The sequence below is a fragment of the Luteimonas deserti genome (assembly GCF_013425765.1).
GTDB lineage: Bacteria > Pseudomonadota > Gammaproteobacteria > Xanthomonadales > Xanthomonadaceae > Luteimonas > Luteimonas deserti.
The window spans coordinates 16010-34593 of record NZ_JACCJZ010000018.1 but is presented as its reverse complement, the minus strand read 5'-3'; the positions used below and the strand labels follow the sequence as shown (position 1 = coordinate 34593).

Below are 18584 nucleotides of genomic sequence, written 5' to 3'. Positions count from 1 at the left end.
GCTGTGCCTGCGGGTTCGGCGCCGGCGCGCCGGGCTGCAGCGTGCCCGGTGCCTGGGCCGCGGGCGCCGCGCCCTGCAGGGCAGCGGCAGCCGCGGACGGCGTCATCGGCACCGCCGACGATGCCTGTAATACGCCGGCGGATCCGGTCGGGCCCGCGCCCGGCGGCGCGGCGGCCGGCCCGGCCTGTGCTGACGCGGGCAGCACCGAGGCGGCCGTGCGCAGCGCATGTGCCGTGGCGCCGACGATCTGTCCCGGCGCCGTATTCGGGCCGGTGGCGTTGACCGGCAGACCTGCCAGCCCCGGCGGGCCAGCGGGCGGCCCGCTGCCCGCTGTCGCGACGGCCCCCGTGCCGGGCAGGAGCCCGGTCGGCCCCGGCGGGCCCGGGATCGCGCGAAGGGCGCTGCCGGCCGCGTTAAGCACGTTGCCCGCCACGCCGGCCAGGCCCGTGCTGGCAGGAGCCGAAGGCATGGCGCTGGGCGGGGCGGGTGCGGAGAACGGCAACGATGGAGGGGAGAGGGTTCCGCCGCCCGGCAACGGGATCCCCGGGGCGGATGCCGGCATCGGGCCCGTTGCCGGACCGCCCGGCGTGCCGCGCCCCAGATTGGCCGTCGGGAACATCGCCTGGGCCTGCTGGTGCGGCATGGCCTGCATCTGCTGGCCGAAGGAGGAGCGCAGGGCCTGGAACACCTGCCCGGGGGCGAAACCCGATCGGCCGGCGGACGACGAGGATGACGAGAACAGGCCGAGTGGATCGAGCAGTGACACCGTTGCCTCCGGGGGAAGGATGGCAGTCGGACAGGAAAGGCGACGCCCCCTCGAATGACGGCGTCGTTCGAGGGTAGGCGGGGTCTCGCGCCGGCACACCCTGGGGTCGACCCTAGAGCGCCGTGTTCTGGGACCGCCGTCGCAGGCGAAAAAAAAAGGGAGACTCGCGTCTCCCTTCAAGCCGGCTGGGCCGGAGGACTATGGTGTGGCGGGCGCAGGCTACCGCGCTTGCGCACTTGATGCAACACTCAAGAATTCCCGCTCAAACCATTGATTCAATTAATCGGCGAGCCTGAGCGCCTCTCGCTTGCGCTGACGCCGCGTCTCCGCCGGCTCGCTCCATGCATTGCCGAACTGGGCCGGCTCCCAGCCGCCGTAGCTCGGATTGGCCAGCATCCACCAGCGCTCGCCGAACCAGTCGCCATACTCCTCCAGCAGCTGGGTCCTGGCCTCCGGGGTATTGGCCACGATGTCGACGAAATCGCCGAGCTGGTCGCCGAACTGCATCAGCACGCGATAGTCGCGACCGGCCATGCGCCGGCGGCAGGTCTTCTCGCTGCCGTGCTGCTCACAGCCGTCGAGCTGGGTGCCGAGGCCGAGGAAGACGCTCGCGTCCTTCACCGGCAGGCCTTCCGCACGCAGGTTGGCCAGGGTGGCTTCCTGCAGGTGCTGGGCACGATTGGAGAGATACAGGATCGTGATGCCCCGGGCCTCGGCGGCGCGGGCGAAATCCACGACACCGGGGACCGGCCGGGCCTTCTTCTCGGCCACCCACTGCGCCCACGTGACCTCGTCGTATTCCAGCCCGTTCTGGATCAGGCGCGCCTGGTAGGGCGAGTTGTCGAGCACCGTCTCGTCGACGTCCATGATCACCGCGGGCGGCAGCTCGGCGGCCGGCCCGATCAGTTCGCGCTCGCCGGGCACCAGTGCGTCCCAATTGCGCTCGGCCAGCGCCGCATCCAGATGATCGGCCGCGGCGCGGTAGATCGACAGGCTGTTGGCGCGGTACTCCTCCGAACGCTGGATCCACAGCACCGCATTGAGATTGTCGTGCGCATCCGTCGCGACCGGCGTGCCTGCCGGGCTGGCCGCAGGCGGCGCGCTCGCCGCCGTGGCATCGGCCGGCGGCGTGGGCTTGCAGGCCACGAGCAGCAGGGCGGTCGCGAGCACGGACAGGGCAGGGGCAGTGAGGCGCATCGGCGGCTCCGTCGTCATGGAACTGGCAAGTCTACCGGCCGCTCCAACCCCGGACATGACAGGCCCGGTGCGCACGGTCATCCTGTGCGGCCCCTCCCGTGGACGACATCATGGACACCGCCCGCGCCTGGCCTCTGCTGAGCCCCGCCGAAGCCCGCGTCCTCGGCTGCCTGGTCGAAAAGCAGGCGACCACGCCGGACGTCTATCCGCTGACCGTCAACGCCGCACAGTCGGCCGCGAACCAGAAGACCGCGCGCGATCCGGTCATGGCGCTGAGCCATGGGGACGTGCACCACGCCCTGCGCCAGCTCGAGGGCCACCGCCTGGCGCGGCAATCGTTCTCCTCGCGCGCCGAGCGTTACGAGCACACCATCGCCAGCCGGCTCGACCTGCCGCCGCCCCAGGTGATCCTGCTCGCCCTGCTGCTGCTCCGCGGCGCGCAGACCGCCAGCGAGCTGGGCGCGCGCAGCGAGCGCATGCATGCCTTCACGGATGCGGAGGACGTGCGCCATCATCTCGAACGGCTCGGCGCCAGGGCGCTCGTGGCCGAGATCACACCGGGGGGCGGTCGCCGGGAGGCGCGCTTCGCGCACCTGTTGTGCGGCCCCGTGGACACGGCCGCGATGGCCGCGGACGCGCCGCCCGCATCCGGCGCCCGCATGGCCGCGGATGACGGGATGCTCGAGCGGCTGGCGGCACTCGAAGGCGAGGTGGCTGCGCTGCGCGATGCGGTCGCGGCCCTGCAGGCGATCCAGGCGTCTGCCCGCACGCCCTGAGGCCCGCACCGTCGACGCACTGCCGGGGCGTGGCGTGCGCCGGGCACGCGATCTCAGCTGTCGAGCAGCGCCCTGATCGCCGCGAAGCCGTGGTCGGCGCGCTCCCGCCTGCGCGCCGCGTCGGCGTCCGGATCGGCGCCGTCGCGCTGGATCTCGGCCGCGGGCAGCTCGTCGAAGAACCGGCTCGGGGTCATGCGCAGTTTCTGGCCCCAGCGCTGGGTCTCGCGCGGATAGCTCAGCCACAACTGCTCCTTGGCCCGGGTGATGCCCACGTAGAGCAACCGCCGCTCCTCGTCGATGCGGCCTTCGTCGATGCTCGACTCGTGCGGCAGCGTGGCGTCGTCCATGCCGATGATGAAGACGTAGCGGAACTCGAGCCCCTTGGCCGCATGCATGCTCATCAGGCGCACCTGGTTGCCCGGGTCGCCCTTGTCGGCGTGGCTCAGCAACGCCAGTTGCGAGGCGAGTTCCCCGGGACCGGCGCCGCGCGCGCCTTCGAACCAGTCGGCCAGTTCGTCGAGATTGCCGCGCCGGATCCGGAACAGGTCGTCGCTCTTGCATTGCGCCTTGAGCATGGCCACCAGACCCGAGCGCTCGTTGAGTGCGCGCACCAGGTCGCCCGGCGGCAGGGTGCGTGCATCGGCGCGCAGCCCGCGCACGATGTCGGCGAACTCGCTCAGTGCGTTGGCCGCCCGCGGCGGCAGCTGCTTGAGCAGGCCCATCGATTCGATCGCCCGCGACATCGGCATGTCCGCCGTGCGCGACAGTTCGGCCAGCCGCGCCAGCGAGGTCTGGCCGACGCCCCGCGCCGGCGACTGCACCGCGCGCAGGAAGGCCGAGTCGTCGTCCGGGTTGGCCAGCACGCGCAGCCAGGCCATCGCGTCCTTCACCTCGCCGCGATCGAGAAAAGCCGTGCCGCCGCTGAGGTGATACGGCACGCGCAACAGCTGCAGCGCCTTCTCCAGCGGCCGCGACAGATGGTTGCTGCGGAACAGGATGCAGAACTCGCTCCACTCGGCCTTGCGCGCGGACTGCAGGAAATGGATCTCGCCGGCGACCTTCTCGGCCTCGTGCGCGCTGTCGCGGCATTCCCAGATGCGGATGCGCTCGCCGTCGGCCTGCGCACTCCACAGGGTCTTGGGGTGTTCGTGCGGATTGTTGGCGATCAGCGCGTTCGCCGCGCGCAGCACGCGGTTGCTGCAGCGGTAGTTCTGTTCGAGCTTGACGATGCGTAGCGCCGGGTAGTCCTGGGCAAGCGCGGTCAGGTTCTCCGGGTTGGCGCCGCGCCAGGCGTAGATGCTCTGGTCGTCGTCGCCGACGCAGGTGAAGTTGCCTTCCGGCCCGGCGATCGCCTTGAGCAGGCGGTACTGCGCGTCGTTGGTGTCCTGGCATTCGTCGACCAGCAGGTAGCCGATGCGTTCACGCCACGCGCCACGTGCATCGTCGTCGCTTTCCAGCAGTTGCACCGGCAGGCGGATCAGGTCGTCGAAATCGACCGCGTTGAATGCGGTCAGGCGTTCCTGGTAGCGCGCATACAGCGCCGCGGCCTCGAACTCGCGCGCGCTGACCGACACCGCATGCGCCTGCTCGGGCGACAGGCCGGCGTTCTTGGCTTTCGACACCAGGCCCTGCATCAGCTGGACCACATCCGGCTTGACCCCGGGCAGCAGGTCCTTGAATTGCGCGGCGCTGTCGTCGGCATCGAAGATCGAGAAGCCCCGCCGCAACCCCAGCTTGGCGTGGTCGATCTGCAGCATCTTCAGGCCGAGCGCGTGGAAGGTGCAGATGGTCAGGCCGTCGGCTGCGTCGCCGCGGATCCGCTTGGCGATGCGCTCGCGCATCTCCTTCGCGGACTTGTTGGTGAAGGTGATCGCCGCGATCCGCTTGGCCGGGTAGCGGCCCGACTGGATCAGGTGCGCGATCTTCTCGACGATCACCCGGGTCTTGCCGCTGCCCGCGCCGGCGAGCACCAGCAGCGGACCTTCGACATGGCCGAGGGCCTGGGCTTGTTGGGGATTCAGACCGTGCATCGCAGCGACATCGGACAGCGCCGCATAGTGTACCGGGCCGCTGAAGCCGGGCGACGCCGCGGACGGGCCGAGCGCGCCGCCGGCGCCGCGGTGTTGCGGGCACGCATGCCGTGGGCGACCGGGCAGGTGGCGGAATGCGGTCGTCGGCAGGTCCACCGGTGGCTTCGCACCCGCCGGGTTCGTGTGCCTGCCACGCAGCGGCCGTGCCTCGCGCCGCAGCATCGCAACGTGCCCGTTCCGAGCCCGACGCCACGCCCTGCCTCGGGCTGCACCCCAGGGCGACAGCCGCGTATGGACCGGGCCTGCGATCGCAACTCTGACGCGCGCCTGTCCGGCCGCGCGCTGCCGGCACTGCAGCCCCGACGCTAGAATCCGTCGATGGCCAAGCTCTATTTCTACTACTCGGCAATGAATGCCGGGAAGACCACCACATTGCTGCAGAGCGCGCACAACTACCGCGAACGTGGCATGCGCGCGGCGATCCTGACGCCCCGCCTCGACCACCGGGCAGGCGTCGGGCGGGTCGCCTCGCGCATCGGCCTGGCGGCCGAGGCGGTGGCCTTCGACGGCGTGGAGAACCTGCTCACCCGTGTGCGTGCACTGGCCGATGCCCCGGCGCGGCTCGATTGCGTGCTGGTCGACGAGGCGCAGTTCCTGCGTCGTGCGCAGGTCTGGCAGCTGTCGGAAGTGGTGGATGCGATGCGCATTCCGGTGCTGTGCTACGGCCTGCGCACCGACTTCCGCGGCGAGCTGTTCGAGGGCAGCCAGCACCTGCTCGCCTGGGCCGATGAACTGGTCGAGATCAAGACCATCTGCCATACCGGCAAGAAGGCGACGATGACCGTCCGCGTCGACGATCAGGGTTACGCGGTGCAGGACGGCCCCCAGGTCGAGATCGGCGGCAACGAGCGGTACGTGTCGGTGAGCCGGGCCGAGTTCAAGCGCATCGTGCGCGGGGAGGGACGCATCGAGCCGGCGCAGCCCTCGCTGCCGCTCGACTGAATCAACGGCGCGCCAGCGTCGGCGCGCAGGCGCCGCGCGCGGCGTCGATCTCGCGCACCAGGGCGCCACCCTGCGGACGTGCATCGCGCAGCTGGGCATCGAGCGCGGCGAATTCGGCCCGGGCGACCACCCGGGCGCCACCGGCGCACCGTACCGACGCCGCGTGGGCGCGGGCCAGCCAGGCCAGCTTGCGGCTTTCGACATCGGTTGCCGGCGAACTGGCCAGCGCGTCCAGCCGCGCCAGCGCCGCGGCATCGCCGAGCCGCGCCTCCACGCGCGCCCGGGCGAGTGTCGCGCGCTGGGTGGCGGGGTGATCCTCGCCGTAGCCGGACCGGGTGATCGCGACGGCCTCGGCGAGGTGTGTGCGGGCGTCCTGCCAGTCGCCCTCGGCGGCCTCGATCTCGCCGAGCAGGCGCAGCGCATCGCCGACCAGGCCATGGCGGTCGCCGAAGCGCTCGCGTCGCAGCGCCAGCGATTCGAGAACCAGCGGCCGCGCCTGCCGGCTGTGGCCGAAGGCCTGCAGCACCATGGCCTGGTTGAACAGGCCGTCGGCGAGCAACGACCCCGGCGTCGATGCGCGCCAGATCTCGACGCAGCGCGCCAGCTCGGCGAGGGCCACCGCTTCGTCGCCGCGCTCCCAGGCGATGATGCCGAGGCTGTTGTGGATCCGCGCGACGTCGGGATGCCGTGGGCCCAGCCGGGCCACGGTCTGGACCAGCGCATCGCGGAACTCGGCCTCGGCCTCGACGAAGCGCCCCTGGTCGACGTGCAGCGCGGCCAGCTGGCGCCGCGCATCCAGCGTGGCCGGATGGCCCGGACCGTACAGGTCCAGCGCGAGGCCGACGCTCGAGGTGCAGCTCGCTTCGGCGTCACGGGTTTCGCCCTGGGTGCGGCGCAGCGCGCAGCGGGCTCGCAGCAGGTCGATCGCCAGCGGGTGCCGCATGCCGAGCCGGTCCTCGAGCCGCGCGAGCGCCGAATCGACCGTGACCAGGGCGCGGGGCACATCGCCGCTGGCGCTGTGCAGCGAGGCCAGGTCGGCCAGGCTTTCGACGATGCCGGCATCGTCGCCCCGGCCCTGGCGGCGCAGGGTCAAGGCCGCGTCGAACAGCTCGCGGGCCGTGTCGAAGTCGCCCCGGTCGCGATGGCAGCGGCCCAGCTGGGTGTACAGATCGGCGGCCTGCCGCGGCACCGTCGCTTCCCGTTGCCGGGCCAGGGCGCGATGGGGCCCGGCATGGGCGATGCAGTCCGGTCCGCGTCCGAGCATGCGCAGGGCGCGCGCGTGGTCGCTGGCCGACTGCAGCCGCAGGCTGGCCGGCACGTCGGCCAGCGGTTCGAGGAGCGCCTCCTGGCGCTGCAGCAGGGCCAGCGCCTGCTCGTAATCGCCCAGGCCCAGGCGCAAGCGCGCGATCACGCCGTAGAGTTCCGCGCGCGCCCGGGGCTGGCGCGCGAGTTCGGCGTCGCCGCGCTGCACCCCGGCGTCCAGCAGATCGCGCACATCGAGTGGCGCGCCGCGCGGGCTGGAACCGGTGTACTCGAACAGCCCGGTGACGAAATCCTGCATCGCCTGGGCCCGGGCCGATTCCTCGATGGCCTCGCCGGCCTGCCAGCTCACAGCGCCGAGCGCACCGGCCAGCGTGCCGACCACGGCCGCGGTGCTGGCCAGGGCCCACCGATGGCGGCTGACGTACTTGCGAAGGCGGTAGCCGATGCGCTGCGGCCGGGCCTGGACCGGTTTGTCGTCGAGCCAGCGGCGCAGGTCCTGGGCCAGGGCTTCGACCGAGGCATAGCGGTCCTCGGGTTGCTTGGCCAGTGCGCGCAACACGATGTTGTCGAGATCGCCGGCGATCGCCCGTGCCATGCGCCGTCGCTGCGACGGTGCGAGTTCGCCACCTTCGCGCAGCAGGGCGATCGACGGGCGCAGCGGATCGCTGTCGAGAATGGCCTGCTCCCACGAGGCGGCGGTCTCGCGCGTGGGCCGGTAGGGCTTGCGACCCGACAGCAGCTCGTGCAGCACCACGCCGAGCGCGTAGATGTCGGTCATCGTGGTGACCGGCTCGCCGCGCACCTGCTCGGGCGCGGCGTAGTGAAGCGTGAACGCGCGCATGCCGCTGCGGGTCTGCTCCGGACCGTGGTCCTGGGTATCGAGCAGCTTGGCGATGCCGAAATCGAGCAGGCGGACATTGCCGTCGTCGGTGACCAGGATGTTCGAAGGCTTGAGATCGAGATGGACGATCAGGCTGGCATGTGCGTGGCTGACCGCCGCGCAGACCTGCAGAAACAGCCGGATCCGACGCGGCACCAGCAGGTGCCGGCGATGGCACCAGTCGGTGATCGGTGCACCGTCGACGTAGTCGAGCGCGAGATACGGCTGCTGCGAGGCGTCGATGCCCGCGTCCAGCAGGTGGGCGATGTGCGGATGCTCCAGCCGCGCCAGGATCTGCCGCTCGCGGGTGAAGCGCAGGCGCAGGCCGGGATCGGCCAGGCCCGGCCGCAGCAGCTTCAGCGCAACCCGGCGTTCGTAGAGGCCGTCGGCACGATGGGCCAGCCAGACCTGGCCCATGCCGCCCTCACCGAGCAGCCGGTCCAGCGCGTAGGGCCCGATCCGCGCCCCGTGGCACGCGCCGGCCAGGCCCGCGACGATCGATTCTTCGAGAAACCCCCCGGCATCGGCGTCCAGCGCGAGCAGGGCATCGAGCTCGTCGGCGAGCGCGGGGTCGGCGGCGCGCAGCGCCGCGAGCCGGAGCGCGCGCGCTTCGGGGTCCAGTTCGAGCAGCCGGTCGAGCTCGGGAGACAGCCGCTGCCAGAGCGCCGCGTCCATGCGCGGTCAATCGGCCCGCAGCGACGCCAGCAGGTACATCCGCGCCTTCTGCCAGTCGCGGCGGATGCTGCGTTCCGAACGGTCCAGCAGCGCGGCGATCTCGAGCTCGGAGAGGCCGGCGAAATAGCGCAGTTCGACCACGTGCGCGAGGCGTGCGTCGACCGCGGCCAGCCGGGTCAAGGCGGCATCCAGTGCCAGCGTTTCCTCGTCCAGCCGCAGGCCGCTGTCCATGTTCTCCGGCAGGTCGGTCACGCGGTGCAGGTCGCCGCCGCGTTTCTGCGCGAGCCGCTGGCGCGCGTAGTCCACCACCACGCTGCGCATCGCCGACGCGGCGTAGGCGAAGAAATGGCCGCGGTCGTTGAAGCGCGCCTCGGGGCGCGCGGCCAGCTTCAGATAGGCCTCGTGGACCAGCGCGGTGGCGTCGAGCGTCATGCCGTGTCGGCCGACGAGCTGGCGCCTGGCCATCTGGTGCAGCTCGTGGTAGAGCGTGGAGAGCACGCGATCGAGCGCATCGCGATCGCCGCCGCGCGCGGCATCCAGCCATTGCGTGATGTCGATGCCACTTGCCATGGCGCTCCCCGTCCGGGCCGACTATAGCGCGGGCGCCCGCCCCGCGCGGGCCGTGTCAGCGCTGGCAGCGCGGGCACCAGACCGTCGTGCGCTGGGCGATGGCCGCCTGGCGCAGCGGCGTGGCGCACACCGGGCAGGGTTGCCCGCCGCGGCCGTAGGCCGAGAGCTCCTGCTCGAAATACCCCGGTGCGCCGTCGGGACTGATGAAATCGCGCAGCGTCGTGCCGCCGCGCGCGATCGCGTAGGCGAGGATGCGGCGGATCTCCTCGGCCAGGCGCTCGTAGCGCCCGCGTGCGATGCGGCCGGCCTCGCGCAGCGGCGAGATGCCCGCGGCGAACAGGGCCTCGGCGGCATAGATGTTGCCGACGCCGACCACCGTGCGCTGGTCCATCAGGAAGGCCTTCACCGGTGCGCGGCGGCCGCGGCTGAGCCGGAACAGATGCGCGCCGTCGAAGCCCGTGTCCAGCGGCTCGGGGCCGAGGGCCGCGAGCAGCGGGTGCACCGATCCGGTCGCCTGCCACAGCAGGCAGCCGAACCGGCGCGGGTCGTTGAAGCGCAGCACCTGGCCCGAGTCGAGGCGGATGTCCACATGATCGTGCGCACGCACCGGTACCTCGGGGCCCAGCACGCGCAGGCTTCCCGACATGCCCAGATGCAGCAGCGCGCTGCCGGCGGCGGTGTCGAGCAGCAGGTACTTGGCGCGCCTGCGGATGGTCTCGATGCGCTGGCCCGGCAGCAGCGACGTCACCTCCGGCGGGATCGGCCAGCGCAGGTCGGGCCTGCGCAGCTGCACCGCGGTGATCGTGCGGCCGGCCAGATGCGGCGCCAGCCCTGCACGGGTGGTCTCGACTTCGGGAAGTTCGGGCATCGGGACGGGGGCTGGAGCGGGCCTGCAGAGATCGGGCCGCGGCGCGGCGATTCAATGCCGCGCAGGCTCGACCGGCGGCTCAACCGGTCCAGTCGTCCAGCCGCCGCCCGACCGGCGTGAATTCCGGGGTGACGTACTTCGGCAGGCCGTCGCGCCCGTACGGCGGCGGCGCCTCGCCGCGGATCAGCGGTTCGAGATAGCGGCGCGCCGCAGCGGTGATGCCGGTGCCGTCGCGGCGGATGAAGCCGGCCGGCATGGTCTTCTCGTGGTTGGCCACCTTCTCCAGCGGCGCGGCCTCGATCGTCCAGCGGTAGGGCGCGTCCGAGGTGCGTTTGATCACCGGCATCGTGGCGTTGCGACCGTCGAGCGCGAAGCGCACCGCCGCGCGGCCGACCGCCATCGCCTGGTCGACATCGGTCTTCGACGCGAGGTGCCGCGCCGAGCGCTGCAGGTAGTCGGGCAGCGTCCAGTGCACCTTGTAGCCCAGCGCGTCCTTGACCCGCCCCGCGAGATGCGAGGCCACGCCGCCGAGCTGGGTATGTCCGAACGCGTCCTGGCCGCCGCCGGCGTCGGCGACGAAGCGCCCGTCCGCGTCGCGGATGCCCTCGCTGGCCACGACCACGCACCAGCCCACGCGCTCGACGACCTGCCTGACCCGGGCGAGGAACGCGGCTTCGTCATAGGCGCGCTCGGGAAACAGGATGATCTGCGGCGCGTCGTCCGGCCCCTGCCCGGCGAGGCCGGCGGCCGCGGCCAGCCAGCCGGCGTGGCGGCCCATGGCCTCGTAGACGAAGACCTTGGTCGAGGTGTCCGCCATCGCCGCGACGTCGAGCGCGGCTTCGCGCACCGAGACCGCGGTGTACTTCGCCGCCGAGCCGAAACCCGGGCAGCAGTCGGTGACCGCCAAGTCGTTGTCGATGGTCTTGGGCACGCCGATGCAGGTCAGCGGATAGTCGAATTCCTTCGCGAGCTGCGAGACCTTGAGCGCGGTGTCGGCCGAATCGTTGCCGCCGTTGTAGAGGAACCAGCGCACGTCGTGCGCGCGCAGCACCTCGATCAGGCGTTCGTACTTCGCTCGGTCGGCCTCGATCGACTTGAGCTTGTAGCGGCAGGAGCCGAACGTGCCGCCCGGCGTGTGCGCGAGCGCGCGCACCGTCGCCAGCGGGAGTTTCGACGCGTCGACGAGGTCCTCGCGCAGCGCGCCGAGCACGCCGTTGCGCGCGGCCAGCACCTTGACCCGCCGGCTGCGCGCTTCCTGCAGGACGGCCGACGCGGTGGCGTTGATGACGGCGGTCACGCCGCCGGATTGGGCATAGAGCAGGGCAGGCATCGCGGTCTCCGTCGGTGGGGCCTGGCGGGATACGGTAAGCTGACGCGGCCGTTCGCGGCCTCGTCGGCAGTCTACGCCGGCGGCGTCGCGCGGTTACCCACTCTTGCAGGAGCGTTCGATGCGTCTGGTTCTTCTCGGTGCGCCCGGTTCGGGCAAGGGCACGCAGGCGACCCGCCTGAAGGAACACCTGCAGGTGCCGCATATCTCCACCGGTGATCTCCTGCGCGCCGAAGTGGCGGCCGGGACCCCGCTGGGCCTCGAGGCCAAAGCGATCATGGCGCGGGGCGACCTGGTCTCGGACGACATCCTGCTGGGCATGCTGGAAGACCGCTTCTCCCGCGAGGACACCCGCGCCGGCTTCATCCTCGACGGCTATCCGCGCAATCTCGCCCAGGCCGCGGCGCTCGATGCGCTGCTGCGGAAGCTCGGCACCCCGTTCGACGCGGCCGTGCAGCTGGAAGTCGACAACGAACAGATCATCGCGCGCCTGGCCGGCCGCGCGCAGGCCGAGGGTCGCGCCGACGACAGCCCGGACTCGGTGCGTCACCGGCTCGATGTCTACGACCGCCAGACCGCGCCGGTCATCGCGTTCTACCGCGATCACGACCAGCTCACCGTCGTCGACGGGGTCGGCTCGCTGGACGATGTGTTCGTGCGCATCGTCACCGCGATCGGCCGGGAGCAGGCGGCCGCCTGAGGTCATGGCCGTGGCGCGGCAGCTGTCCGCGCCTGCCGTCCGTCGCGCGACCGTCAAGGAACCGGGCCCGTGAAACTGCATATTCTCGGTATCGCCGGCACCTTCATGGGCGGCGTCGCGGCGCTGGCGCGCGAACTCGGCCATGCGGTCGAGGGCAGCGACCAGGCTGTCTACCCGCCGATGTCCACCCAGCTCGAGGCGCTGGGCATCGGGCTGCGCCAGGGCTACGACCCCGCGCACATCGATGACGACGTGGACGAGGTGGTCATCGGCAATGCGCTCTCGCGCGGGAATCCGGCCGTGGAGGCGGTGCTCGACACCGGACGCGCCTATACCTCGGGCGCGGAATGGCTGCGCACGCATGTGCTGCCGGGACGCGAGGTGCTGGCGGTCGCCGGCACGCACGGCAAGACCACCACCTCCACCATCCTCGCGTTCCTGCTCGATGCCGCAGGGCGCGCGCCGGGATTTCTCATCGGCGGTGTCGCGGAGGATTTCGGGGTGTCGGCGCGGCTGGGCGGCGCGGCCCCCGGCCAGCGCACCGGAGCGTCCGAGGCGCGGAACCGGCCGTTGTTCGTGGTCGAGGCCGACGAATACGACACGGCGTTCTTCGACAAGCGCAGCAAGTTCGTGCACTACCGGCCGACGGTGGCGATCCTCAACAATCTCGAATTCGACCACGCCGACATCTTTCCCGACGTCGCCGCGATCCAGCGCCAGTTCCACCACCTGGTGCGCACCGTGCCGTCGCGCGGGCGCCTGATCGTCAACGGTCACGACGCGCGTCTGGCCGAGGTGCTCGCCGCCGGGTGCTGGACGCCGGTGGAGCGCTTCGGCTTCGATCCCGGCTTCGAGTGGAGCGCCGAGCGCCTCGCGGCCGACGGAAGCGCGTTCCGAGTGCGCCGTCGCGACGAGGTGCTGGGCACGATCGAATGGCCGTTGCTCGGCGACCACAACGTGCTCAACGCGCTGGCGGCCCTGGCGGCGTGCGCCGCGGTGGACGTGGACGTCGCCGGCGTGCTGCCGGCGCTGGCGGGCTTTCGCAGCGTTAAGCGCCGGCTCGAAGTACTCGGCACCGCACGCGGCATCACCGTGTACGACGATTTCGCCCATCACCCCACGGCCATCGCGACGACGCTGGCCGGGCTGCGCGCACGCGTCGGCGCCGCGCGCATCGTGGTGGCGATGGAGCCGCGAAGCAATTCGATGCGGCTCGGAGCGCATGCCGAGGCGTTGGCGCCGTCGCTGGCACTGGCCGACGAGGTGGTGTTCCTGCACAGGCCCGGGCTGGCCTGGGATGCCGGCCACGTGGTCGATGCGGTGCGGGGGCGTGCGCAGGCGGTCGGCGACGTGGACGGCCTGCTCGACGCGCTGGACGCAGGGGCCCGGCCGGGTGACCACGTGGTGTTCATGTCCAACGGCGGCTTCGATGGCGCGCCGCGTCGCTTCCTAGTCCGGCTTGCCGGCTGATCCACGCCGGGCTGCGTAGACTTCGCGCATGGACGCCGGCTTCGACGATCTTCCGCTGTTCCCGCTGCGCACCGTGCTCGTGCCCGGGGCCGCGCTGGGGCTGCGCGTGTTCGAGCCGCGCTATCTCGATCTGGTCCGCGAATGCGGACGTCGCGGCACCGGGTTCGGCATCAGCCTGATCCTCGACGGTGAGGAATCCGGCAGCCCGGCCACACCCGCCGGCATCGGGACCGAGGCCCTGATCGAGGATTTCGACGTCGGCGGCGACGGGCTGCTCGCGTTGCGGGTGCGCGGCGCGCGGCGGTTCCGGATCCGGGGTTCGCGCGTGCGCGACAACGGCCTGGTGATGGCCGACGTGGCCTGGCGTGCGCCCGACCCCGTGGTGGACCTGCAGCCCGAGCATGCGCTGCTGGGCGTGGTCCTGCGGCGCATCCTCGAGCGCATCGACGGGGCCGATCGCCTGTTCGCCGAACCGAACTTCGACGATGCCGCATGGGTGGGCTGGCGCCTTGCAGAACTGCTCCCGCTCGAGCCCACCCAGCGCCAGCAGCTGCTGCAGCTCGACGATCCCGACGAGCGCCTGGAAACCCTGCTACGGCTGGTCGGGGACGACTGACGCCATCGGTGCGGTGTGCAGGCGCAGGGTCGGAATGCCGGTCTGCGGATGCGGCTCCTCACGCGGCGCGAACCCGTCGAGGATCTCGCGCAGGCCGCGGTGCACGCCCTGGGCGTCGGTCTGCGGCTGCCACAGCCCGAGCACGCCGAAGTGGCGCATGTAGCGCATCGACTGGCTGGTGCCCACCCACAGGTCCGCGCCATCGTCGAGCTGCACCGGCGCACGCCACAGCCGCAGCACCTCCAGGTGATCGTCCCCGGCCGCGCGGCGCATCAGCAGGGTTTCGGCGACGGTATCCAGCGTGGCCGGCAGCACCGGCCGTGTCGACAACGGCACATCGTCGTCGAGCAGGTTGAGCACGCGCATCCAGTCGGCCTGCGGCTGCACCTGCCAGCCCCGGGCCTCGAGCTGCTGCTGCAGGGGTGCGAGCGGCCCCGCGATCTGCAGGTCCAAGGGCCAGCGATGGGCCGGATCGCGCTCGCGCAGCTGGCCAGGCAGGCGCGCCCAGTCGCGCTCCCACCAGTCGCTGGTGGCCATGGTCGCAGTGGGCGGCGTGGGCACGAACCGGGCCAGCAGCGGATCCACCGCGCGCGGCGCATGCCACAGCGCCGCCGCGCCGAAGGTGAGATAGAAGATCATCGCCACCGGGCGCATCCAGAACGAGCGCTCGACATGCCGGCGATAGGCGATGCCGAGCACCAGCAGCCAGACGATGCCGAGCAGCACGCCGCCGACGATGTCGCTGAGCCAGTGCGCACCCAGGTACAGGCGCGAGAACCCCAGGACCGCCACCACCACGCCCGCCACGAGGTAGGGCCACACCCGTTGCCGCCCGGGCAGCTCACGTGCGATCAGCACCGCGAAGAACCCGAACACGATCGTGCACAGCGTGATCTCGACCGCCGGGAAGCCGAAGCCGCCATGGGCGGTGGGCGGACGCGGCATGTCGATCACCGCGCCCAGCAGCGCCGTCAGCGCGAGGCCGAAGGCCACTGCCGCGAGCCAGTGCGCCGCACCCAGCCAGCGTCGCCGCCAGATCAGCCACACCAGGGTGAGGCCCACCGCCGGCGCCAGCACATGCACATCGCCGATCGAGGCCAGCGCCGCCATCATCCGGTCGGCGAGCGGGTTGCGCAGTTCGTACATCGCCTGGAAGACGGTCTGGTCGATCAGCAGCGGCTCGCCGCGCATGATCACCGTCGCCAGCAGGCCGAAGCAGGCCCAGCCGATCGCCAGCAGGCAGACCGCGAGGATCGCCAGCGATGCCGATTCCGGCCGCCGCGGGTCGACCAGGGCCACCGCGTACCGGCCCAGGCGCGGATGCGCGGTGCTCCATGCCAGCAGCCGCGCCAGCAGGCTGTTGGCGTGCGCGTTGAACCAGCGGTAGGTGTAGATGACCACCGCCCAGGCCAGCGCGAGCACCGCGACCAGCGCGCCGAGCACGATCGCCAGGCGATCGGCCACGGCCGCCACCGCGTCGTAGGACGCGCCGAACAGCCAGCCCGGCGCGAGGAACAGCGCGCCCCAGGAAATGCAGGCCGCCGCGCTCACCGGCAGGTACTGACGGAGCGGCATGTGCGCGATGCCCGCGATCGCCGGGACGAACGGACGGATCGCTCCGACATAGCGCGCGACGAGGATGCTCTTGATCGCATTGCGACGGAACAGCAGCTCGCCGCGGTCCAGCAGCTGCGGATACTTGCGGAACGGCCACACCCCGCGCAGGCCGTAGCCCCAGCGCCGACCGACCCAGTAGCTCACGCCGTCGCCGGCCATCGCGCCGAGCGCCGCGCAGGCCACCGCATACGGCCCCGAGATCTCGCCCAGGCCGATCAGCACGCCGATCGCGAACAGCAGCGGCAATGCCGGCACGATCACGCCGAGCACGATGACCGAATCGCAGAACGCGATCAGGAACACCACCAGGCCCGCGGCCACCGGGTGGTCGCCGACCCAGGCGACCAGGCTGTTGAAGAACTCGCTGAGCATCGCGGCATTATGGCAGCGCGCCGCGACGCGCCTGTCTGCGCGGATACGCGGGCGTCGGCTGGCGTTAACCGCGCATGGGGTCCGTACAATGCGGGCGATGGCCCGACCCGATGACTCCGCCGACCGCGCCACCGAACTGCAGGCGCTCAAGGCCGACAGTTTCGGCCGCATCTCGCTGATGCGCGCCGCCGACGGCCAGCGCTTCGTGCGCCGCGACCTCGGCCATGTGCCGCTGTGGCTGCGCCTGCCGGCCTGGTGGCTGGCGCGACGCGAGGCCCGTGGCCTGGAGGCCGTGCGCGGGATGCAGGACGTGCCGCAGCTGCTGGCATGGACCGGGCGGCGGCTCGACCGCAGTTTCATGCCCGGTGCGGCGATGTACCAGCGACCGCCGCACGGCGACCTCGTCTACTTCCGTCGTGCGCGCCGCCTGTTGCAGGGCCTGCACCGACGCGGTCTCGCGCACAACGACCTCGCCAAGGAGGCCAACTGGCTGGTCCTCGACGACGGCCGTCCGGCGATCATCGATTTCCAGCTCGCCGTCCGCGGCGATCCGCGTTCGCGGATGATGCGGCTGCTCGCGCGCGAGGACCTGCGTCATCTGCTCAAGCACAAACGCATGTACTGCCGGGAGGCGCTCACGCCGGTCGAGAAGCGGGTACTCAAGCGCACATCGTGGCTGCGCGACCTGTGGTTCCGCACCGGCAAGCCGGTCTATCGCGTGGTCACGCGCAGGCTGCTCAAGTGGGAAGACAACGAAGGCCAGGGCCCGAAGCCCTGAGCCGGGTCAGCCCAGAGTGAGCAGATGCCGCCCGGTGAAACGGCGCGCCGGATCGAAGTCGTATCCGATGCGAAGCGTGCCGATGTCCTCGCAGGCGTGGCAGGTGCGCATCGGCGTGGCGTAGATGAGGCGCACCCCGCCCCCCTCCAGCGGCTCGGCGGCTTCGAAACGCGCCGGCGCGACCGGTCGGGCATCGGCATGGGCTGCGCGAAACGTGGTGATGCCGGCCTGCGTGTCGTCCATGCCGGCCAGAGGATCGGCATCCACGTCGACCACCCGGCCGGCTGCGTCCACCAGCCAGGTGCCGCGATTGGTATTGGCGCGGAACGGAAACTCGGTGGTCGCCACGCCGACGCCCTCGATCTCGTGCCACGCCGCGATGTAGCCGGCGTCGCCGCGTTCGGCCAGCACGGCGGAGGCGGCGAGCGCAGCGGGGCTGGCGTCGGCGGCGCGCATGGCGTCGCGCAGGCACACGTCGACCGGCGTGGCGCCGTCGCGGCAGGCATCGGGTGGGGGCGTCCACGCCGCGCTGGCGTCCAGCGGCACCGTGGTCGTGAGCGTGCCCGCGGCCTCGGGCACCACGGCGGGTGGCGCCTGGCAGGCGGTGAGCGCGATGAGCAGCAGGGCGAATGCCGGTCGTTGCATGGGCCGGGTCCGGGACGTGAGGTGCCCCAGTATTCCCTGTATGCCTGAACGGCGCCGCCAGGCGCCGCATAATGCAGGCCTTCTTCGCCGCAGGAACGCCGCATGACCAGCCTGGCCGGAAAGACCCTCTTCATCACCGGCGCGTCCCGAGGCATCGGCCTGGCGATCGCCGAGCGCGCTGCCCGCGATGGCGCCAACGTCGCCGTCGCCGCCAAGTCCGAAGTGGCGAATCCGAAGCTGCCCGGCACCATCCACACCGCCGCGCGCGCGATCGAAGCTGCAGGCGGACGCGCGCTCGCGCTGCGTTGCGACATCCGTGAGGAGGACCAGGTGCGCGCCGCGGTGGCCGCCACGGTCGATGCCTTCGGGGGCATCGACATCCTGGTCAACAACGCCAGCGCGATCTGGCTGCGCGGCACGCTGGACACGCCGATGAAGCGCTTCGACCTCATGCAGCAGGTCAACGCGCGCGGCAGCTTCCTGTGTGCGCAGGCCTGCCTGCCGCATCTGCTGCAGGCGTCCAACCCGCACATCCTCACCCTGTGTCCGCCGCCGTCGCTCGATCCGAAGTGGTGGGCGCCGCATACCGGCTACACGCTGGCGAAGATGGGCATGAGCTTCGTCACGCTGGGGCTTGCCGCCGAATTCGGACCGCAGGGCGTCGCGGTCAACGCGCTGTGGCCCCGCACCCTGATCGGCACCGATGCCTTGAACATGATTCCCGGCGTCGAACGCGGCAACGGCCGCAGCCCGGCGATCATGGCCGACGCCGCGCATGCGGTGCTGGTGCGGGACGCGGCCGGTTTCCACGGTCGTTTCCTGATCGACGACGAGGTGCTGCGCGAGGCCGGGATCGACGATCTCGACGCATACGCGATCGATCCGTCGCAGCCGCTGTTGCCGGACCTGTTCCTCGACTGAGCGACAGGTCGCGGCGAGGCCCTGCCCTGGTCGAAGCGGGCGCGCGGCGGGCATCCGCCGAAGCCGAGCGCATCTCGGGTTCGCACCCGGGCAGGCAAGAGCGGAATGCAC

The 18584-nt window shown here is 71.6% G+C and carries 15 protein-coding genes and 1 pseudogene; 7 read left to right on the top strand and 9 right to left on the bottom strand.

Features of this window, described 5'->3' with window-relative positions; translation table 11 throughout:
* A pseudogene (locus tag H0E82_RS11560) lies at positions 1-688 on the bottom strand (hypothetical protein); the annotation flags it as partial.
* A 357-nt stretch (positions 689-1045) separates the two neighbouring features.
* On the bottom strand, positions 1046-1981 hold the full coding sequence (locus H0E82_RS11555; RefSeq protein WP_425600341.1) for a 5'-nucleotidase, lipoprotein e(P4) family: 936 nt from the start codon (positions 1979-1981) through the stop codon (positions 1046-1048).
* A gap of 92 nt (positions 1982-2073) precedes the next feature.
* Here H0E82_RS11555 and H0E82_RS11550 point away from each other — a divergent pair, with 92 nt between their 5' ends.
* Positions 2074-2739 carry a YceH family protein gene (locus H0E82_RS11550; RefSeq protein ID WP_180545620.1) on the top strand — a complete coding sequence of 222 codons (666 nt, stop codon included), beginning with the start codon at positions 2074-2076 and terminating at the stop codon, positions 2737-2739.
* A 53-nt stretch (positions 2740-2792) separates the two neighbouring features.
* Here the strand turns inward: H0E82_RS11550 and H0E82_RS11545 are convergent, their stop codons facing one another.
* Positions 2793-4769: a UvrD-helicase domain-containing protein gene (locus H0E82_RS11545; RefSeq protein WP_180545619.1), complete on the bottom strand. Its 1977-nt coding sequence runs from the start codon at positions 4767-4769 to the stop codon at positions 2793-2795.
* Between the two features lie 378 nt (positions 4770-5147).
* On the opposite strand from H0E82_RS11545, the gene H0E82_RS11540 reads away from it, so the two are divergent.
* Positions 5148-5771, top strand: coding sequence for a thymidine kinase (locus H0E82_RS11540; RefSeq protein WP_180545618.1), 624 nt, complete (start codon positions 5148-5150; stop codon positions 5769-5771).
* Between the two features lies 1 nt (position 5772).
* Here the strand turns inward: H0E82_RS11540 and H0E82_RS11535 are convergent, their stop codons facing one another.
* The 4 genes from H0E82_RS11535 to H0E82_RS11520 form a co-directional block, all read right to left on the bottom strand.
* Positions 5773-8589 carry a serine/threonine-protein kinase gene (locus H0E82_RS11535; protein ID WP_180545617.1) on the bottom strand — a complete coding sequence of 939 codons (2817 nt, stop codon included), beginning with the start codon at positions 8587-8589 and terminating at the stop codon, positions 5773-5775.
* Between the two features lie 6 nt (positions 8590-8595).
* Positions 8596-9159, bottom strand: a complete 564-nt coding sequence (locus tag H0E82_RS11530; RefSeq protein WP_180545616.1) for an ECF-type sigma factor — start codon at positions 9157-9159, stop codon at positions 8596-8598.
* A gap of 55 nt (positions 9160-9214) precedes the next feature.
* Entirely contained in the window at positions 9215-10027 is an 813-nt protein-coding gene (gene mutM, locus H0E82_RS11525) for a bifunctional DNA-formamidopyrimidine glycosylase/DNA-(apurinic or apyrimidinic site) lyase (protein ID WP_180545615.1), read from the bottom strand.
* A gap of 79 nt (positions 10028-10106) precedes the next feature.
* The gene (locus H0E82_RS11520) at positions 10107-11357 is read right to left on the bottom strand and encodes a 6-phosphofructokinase (RefSeq protein ID WP_180545614.1); all 1251 of its coding nucleotides are present in this window, start codon (positions 11355-11357) and stop codon (positions 10107-10109) included.
* A 118-nt stretch (positions 11358-11475) separates the two neighbouring features.
* Here H0E82_RS11520 and H0E82_RS11515 point away from each other — a divergent pair, with 118 nt between their 5' ends.
* The 3 genes from H0E82_RS11515 to H0E82_RS11505 all read left to right on the top strand — a co-directional run bounded on the left by H0E82_RS11515 (position 11476) and on the right by H0E82_RS11505 (position 14140).
* The gene (locus H0E82_RS11515) at positions 11476-12054 is read left to right on the top strand and encodes an adenylate kinase (RefSeq protein WP_180545613.1); all 579 of its coding nucleotides are present in this window, start codon (positions 11476-11478) and stop codon (positions 12052-12054) included.
* 69 nt (positions 12055-12123) lie between these two features.
* Positions 12124-13524, top strand: coding sequence for a UDP-N-acetylmuramate:L-alanyl-gamma-D-glutamyl-meso-diaminopimelate ligase (gene mpl, locus H0E82_RS11510; RefSeq protein ID WP_328797022.1), 1401 nt, complete (start codon positions 12124-12126; stop codon positions 13522-13524).
* Positions 13525-13552: 28 nt separating this feature from the next.
* Positions 13553-14140, top strand: coding sequence for an LON peptidase substrate-binding domain-containing protein (locus H0E82_RS11505; RefSeq protein WP_180545612.1), 588 nt, complete (start codon positions 13553-13555; stop codon positions 14138-14140).
* Here the strand turns inward: H0E82_RS11505 and H0E82_RS11500 are convergent.
* Entirely contained in the window at positions 14117-16129 is a 2013-nt protein-coding gene (locus tag H0E82_RS11500; RefSeq protein ID WP_180545611.1) for a bifunctional DedA family/phosphatase PAP2 family protein, read from the bottom strand. The two genes, H0E82_RS11505 and H0E82_RS11500, sit on opposite strands and share 24 nt — an antisense overlap.
* A 97-nt stretch (positions 16130-16226) precedes the next feature.
* Here H0E82_RS11500 and H0E82_RS11495 point away from each other — a divergent pair, with 97 nt between their 5' ends.
* On the top strand, positions 16227-16907 hold the full coding sequence (locus tag H0E82_RS11495; RefSeq protein ID WP_180545610.1) for a protein kinase family protein: 681 nt from the start codon (positions 16227-16229) through the stop codon (positions 16905-16907).
* A gap of 6 nt (positions 16908-16913) precedes the next feature.
* Here H0E82_RS11495 and H0E82_RS11490 read toward each other — a convergent pair whose 3' ends face one another.
* Positions 16914-17552, bottom strand: coding sequence for a hypothetical protein (locus H0E82_RS11490; protein WP_180545609.1), 639 nt, complete (start codon positions 17550-17552; stop codon positions 16914-16916).
* Between the two features lie 102 nt (positions 17553-17654).
* Between H0E82_RS11490 and H0E82_RS11485 the strand changes: the two genes are divergently transcribed.
* Positions 17655-18473: an SDR family oxidoreductase gene (locus H0E82_RS11485; RefSeq protein ID WP_180545608.1), complete on the top strand. Its 819-nt coding sequence runs from the start codon at positions 17655-17657 to the stop codon at positions 18471-18473.
* The last annotated feature ends 111 nt before the right edge of the window (positions 18474-18584 follow it).

Coding starts and splice junctions, on each gene's coding strand:
- H0E82_RS11555 (WP_425600341.1), bottom strand. CDS start 1,981: ATGACGACGGAGCCGCCGATGCGCCTCACTGCCCCTGCCCTGTCCGTG.
- H0E82_RS11550 (WP_180545620.1), top strand. CDS start 2,074: ATGGACACCGCCCGCGCCTGGCCTCTGCTGAGCCCCGCCGAAGCCCGC.
- H0E82_RS11545 (WP_180545619.1), bottom strand. CDS start 4,769: ATGCACGGTCTGAATCCCCAACAAGCCCAGGCCCTCGGCCATGTCGAA.
- H0E82_RS11540 (WP_180545618.1), top strand. CDS start 5,148: ATGGCCAAGCTCTATTTCTACTACTCGGCAATGAATGCCGGGAAGACC.
- H0E82_RS11535 (WP_180545617.1), bottom strand. CDS start 8,589: ATGGACGCGGCGCTCTGGCAGCGGCTGTCTCCCGAGCTCGACCGGCTG.
- H0E82_RS11530 (WP_180545616.1), bottom strand. CDS start 9,159: ATGGCAAGTGGCATCGACATCACGCAATGGCTGGATGCCGCGCGCGGC.
- mutM (WP_180545615.1), bottom strand. CDS start 10,027: ATGCCCGAACTTCCCGAAGTCGAGACCACCCGTGCAGGGCTGGCGCCG.
- H0E82_RS11520 (WP_180545614.1), bottom strand. CDS start 11,357: ATGCCTGCCCTGCTCTATGCCCAATCCGGCGGCGTGACCGCCGTCATC.
- H0E82_RS11515 (WP_180545613.1), top strand. CDS start 11,476: ATGCGTCTGGTTCTTCTCGGTGCGCCCGGTTCGGGCAAGGGCACGCAG.
- H0E82_RS11505 (WP_180545612.1), top strand. CDS start 13,553: ATGGACGCCGGCTTCGACGATCTTCCGCTGTTCCCGCTGCGCACCGTG.
- H0E82_RS11500 (WP_180545611.1), bottom strand. CDS start 16,129: ATGCTCAGCGAGTTCTTCAACAGCCTGGTCGCCTGGGTCGGCGACCAC.
- H0E82_RS11495 (WP_180545610.1), top strand. CDS start 16,227: ATGGCCCGACCCGATGACTCCGCCGACCGCGCCACCGAACTGCAGGCG.
- H0E82_RS11490 (WP_180545609.1), bottom strand. CDS start 17,552: ATGCAACGACCGGCATTCGCCCTGCTGCTCATCGCGCTCACCGCCTGC.
- H0E82_RS11485 (WP_180545608.1), top strand. CDS start 17,655: ATGACCAGCCTGGCCGGAAAGACCCTCTTCATCACCGGCGCGTCCCGA.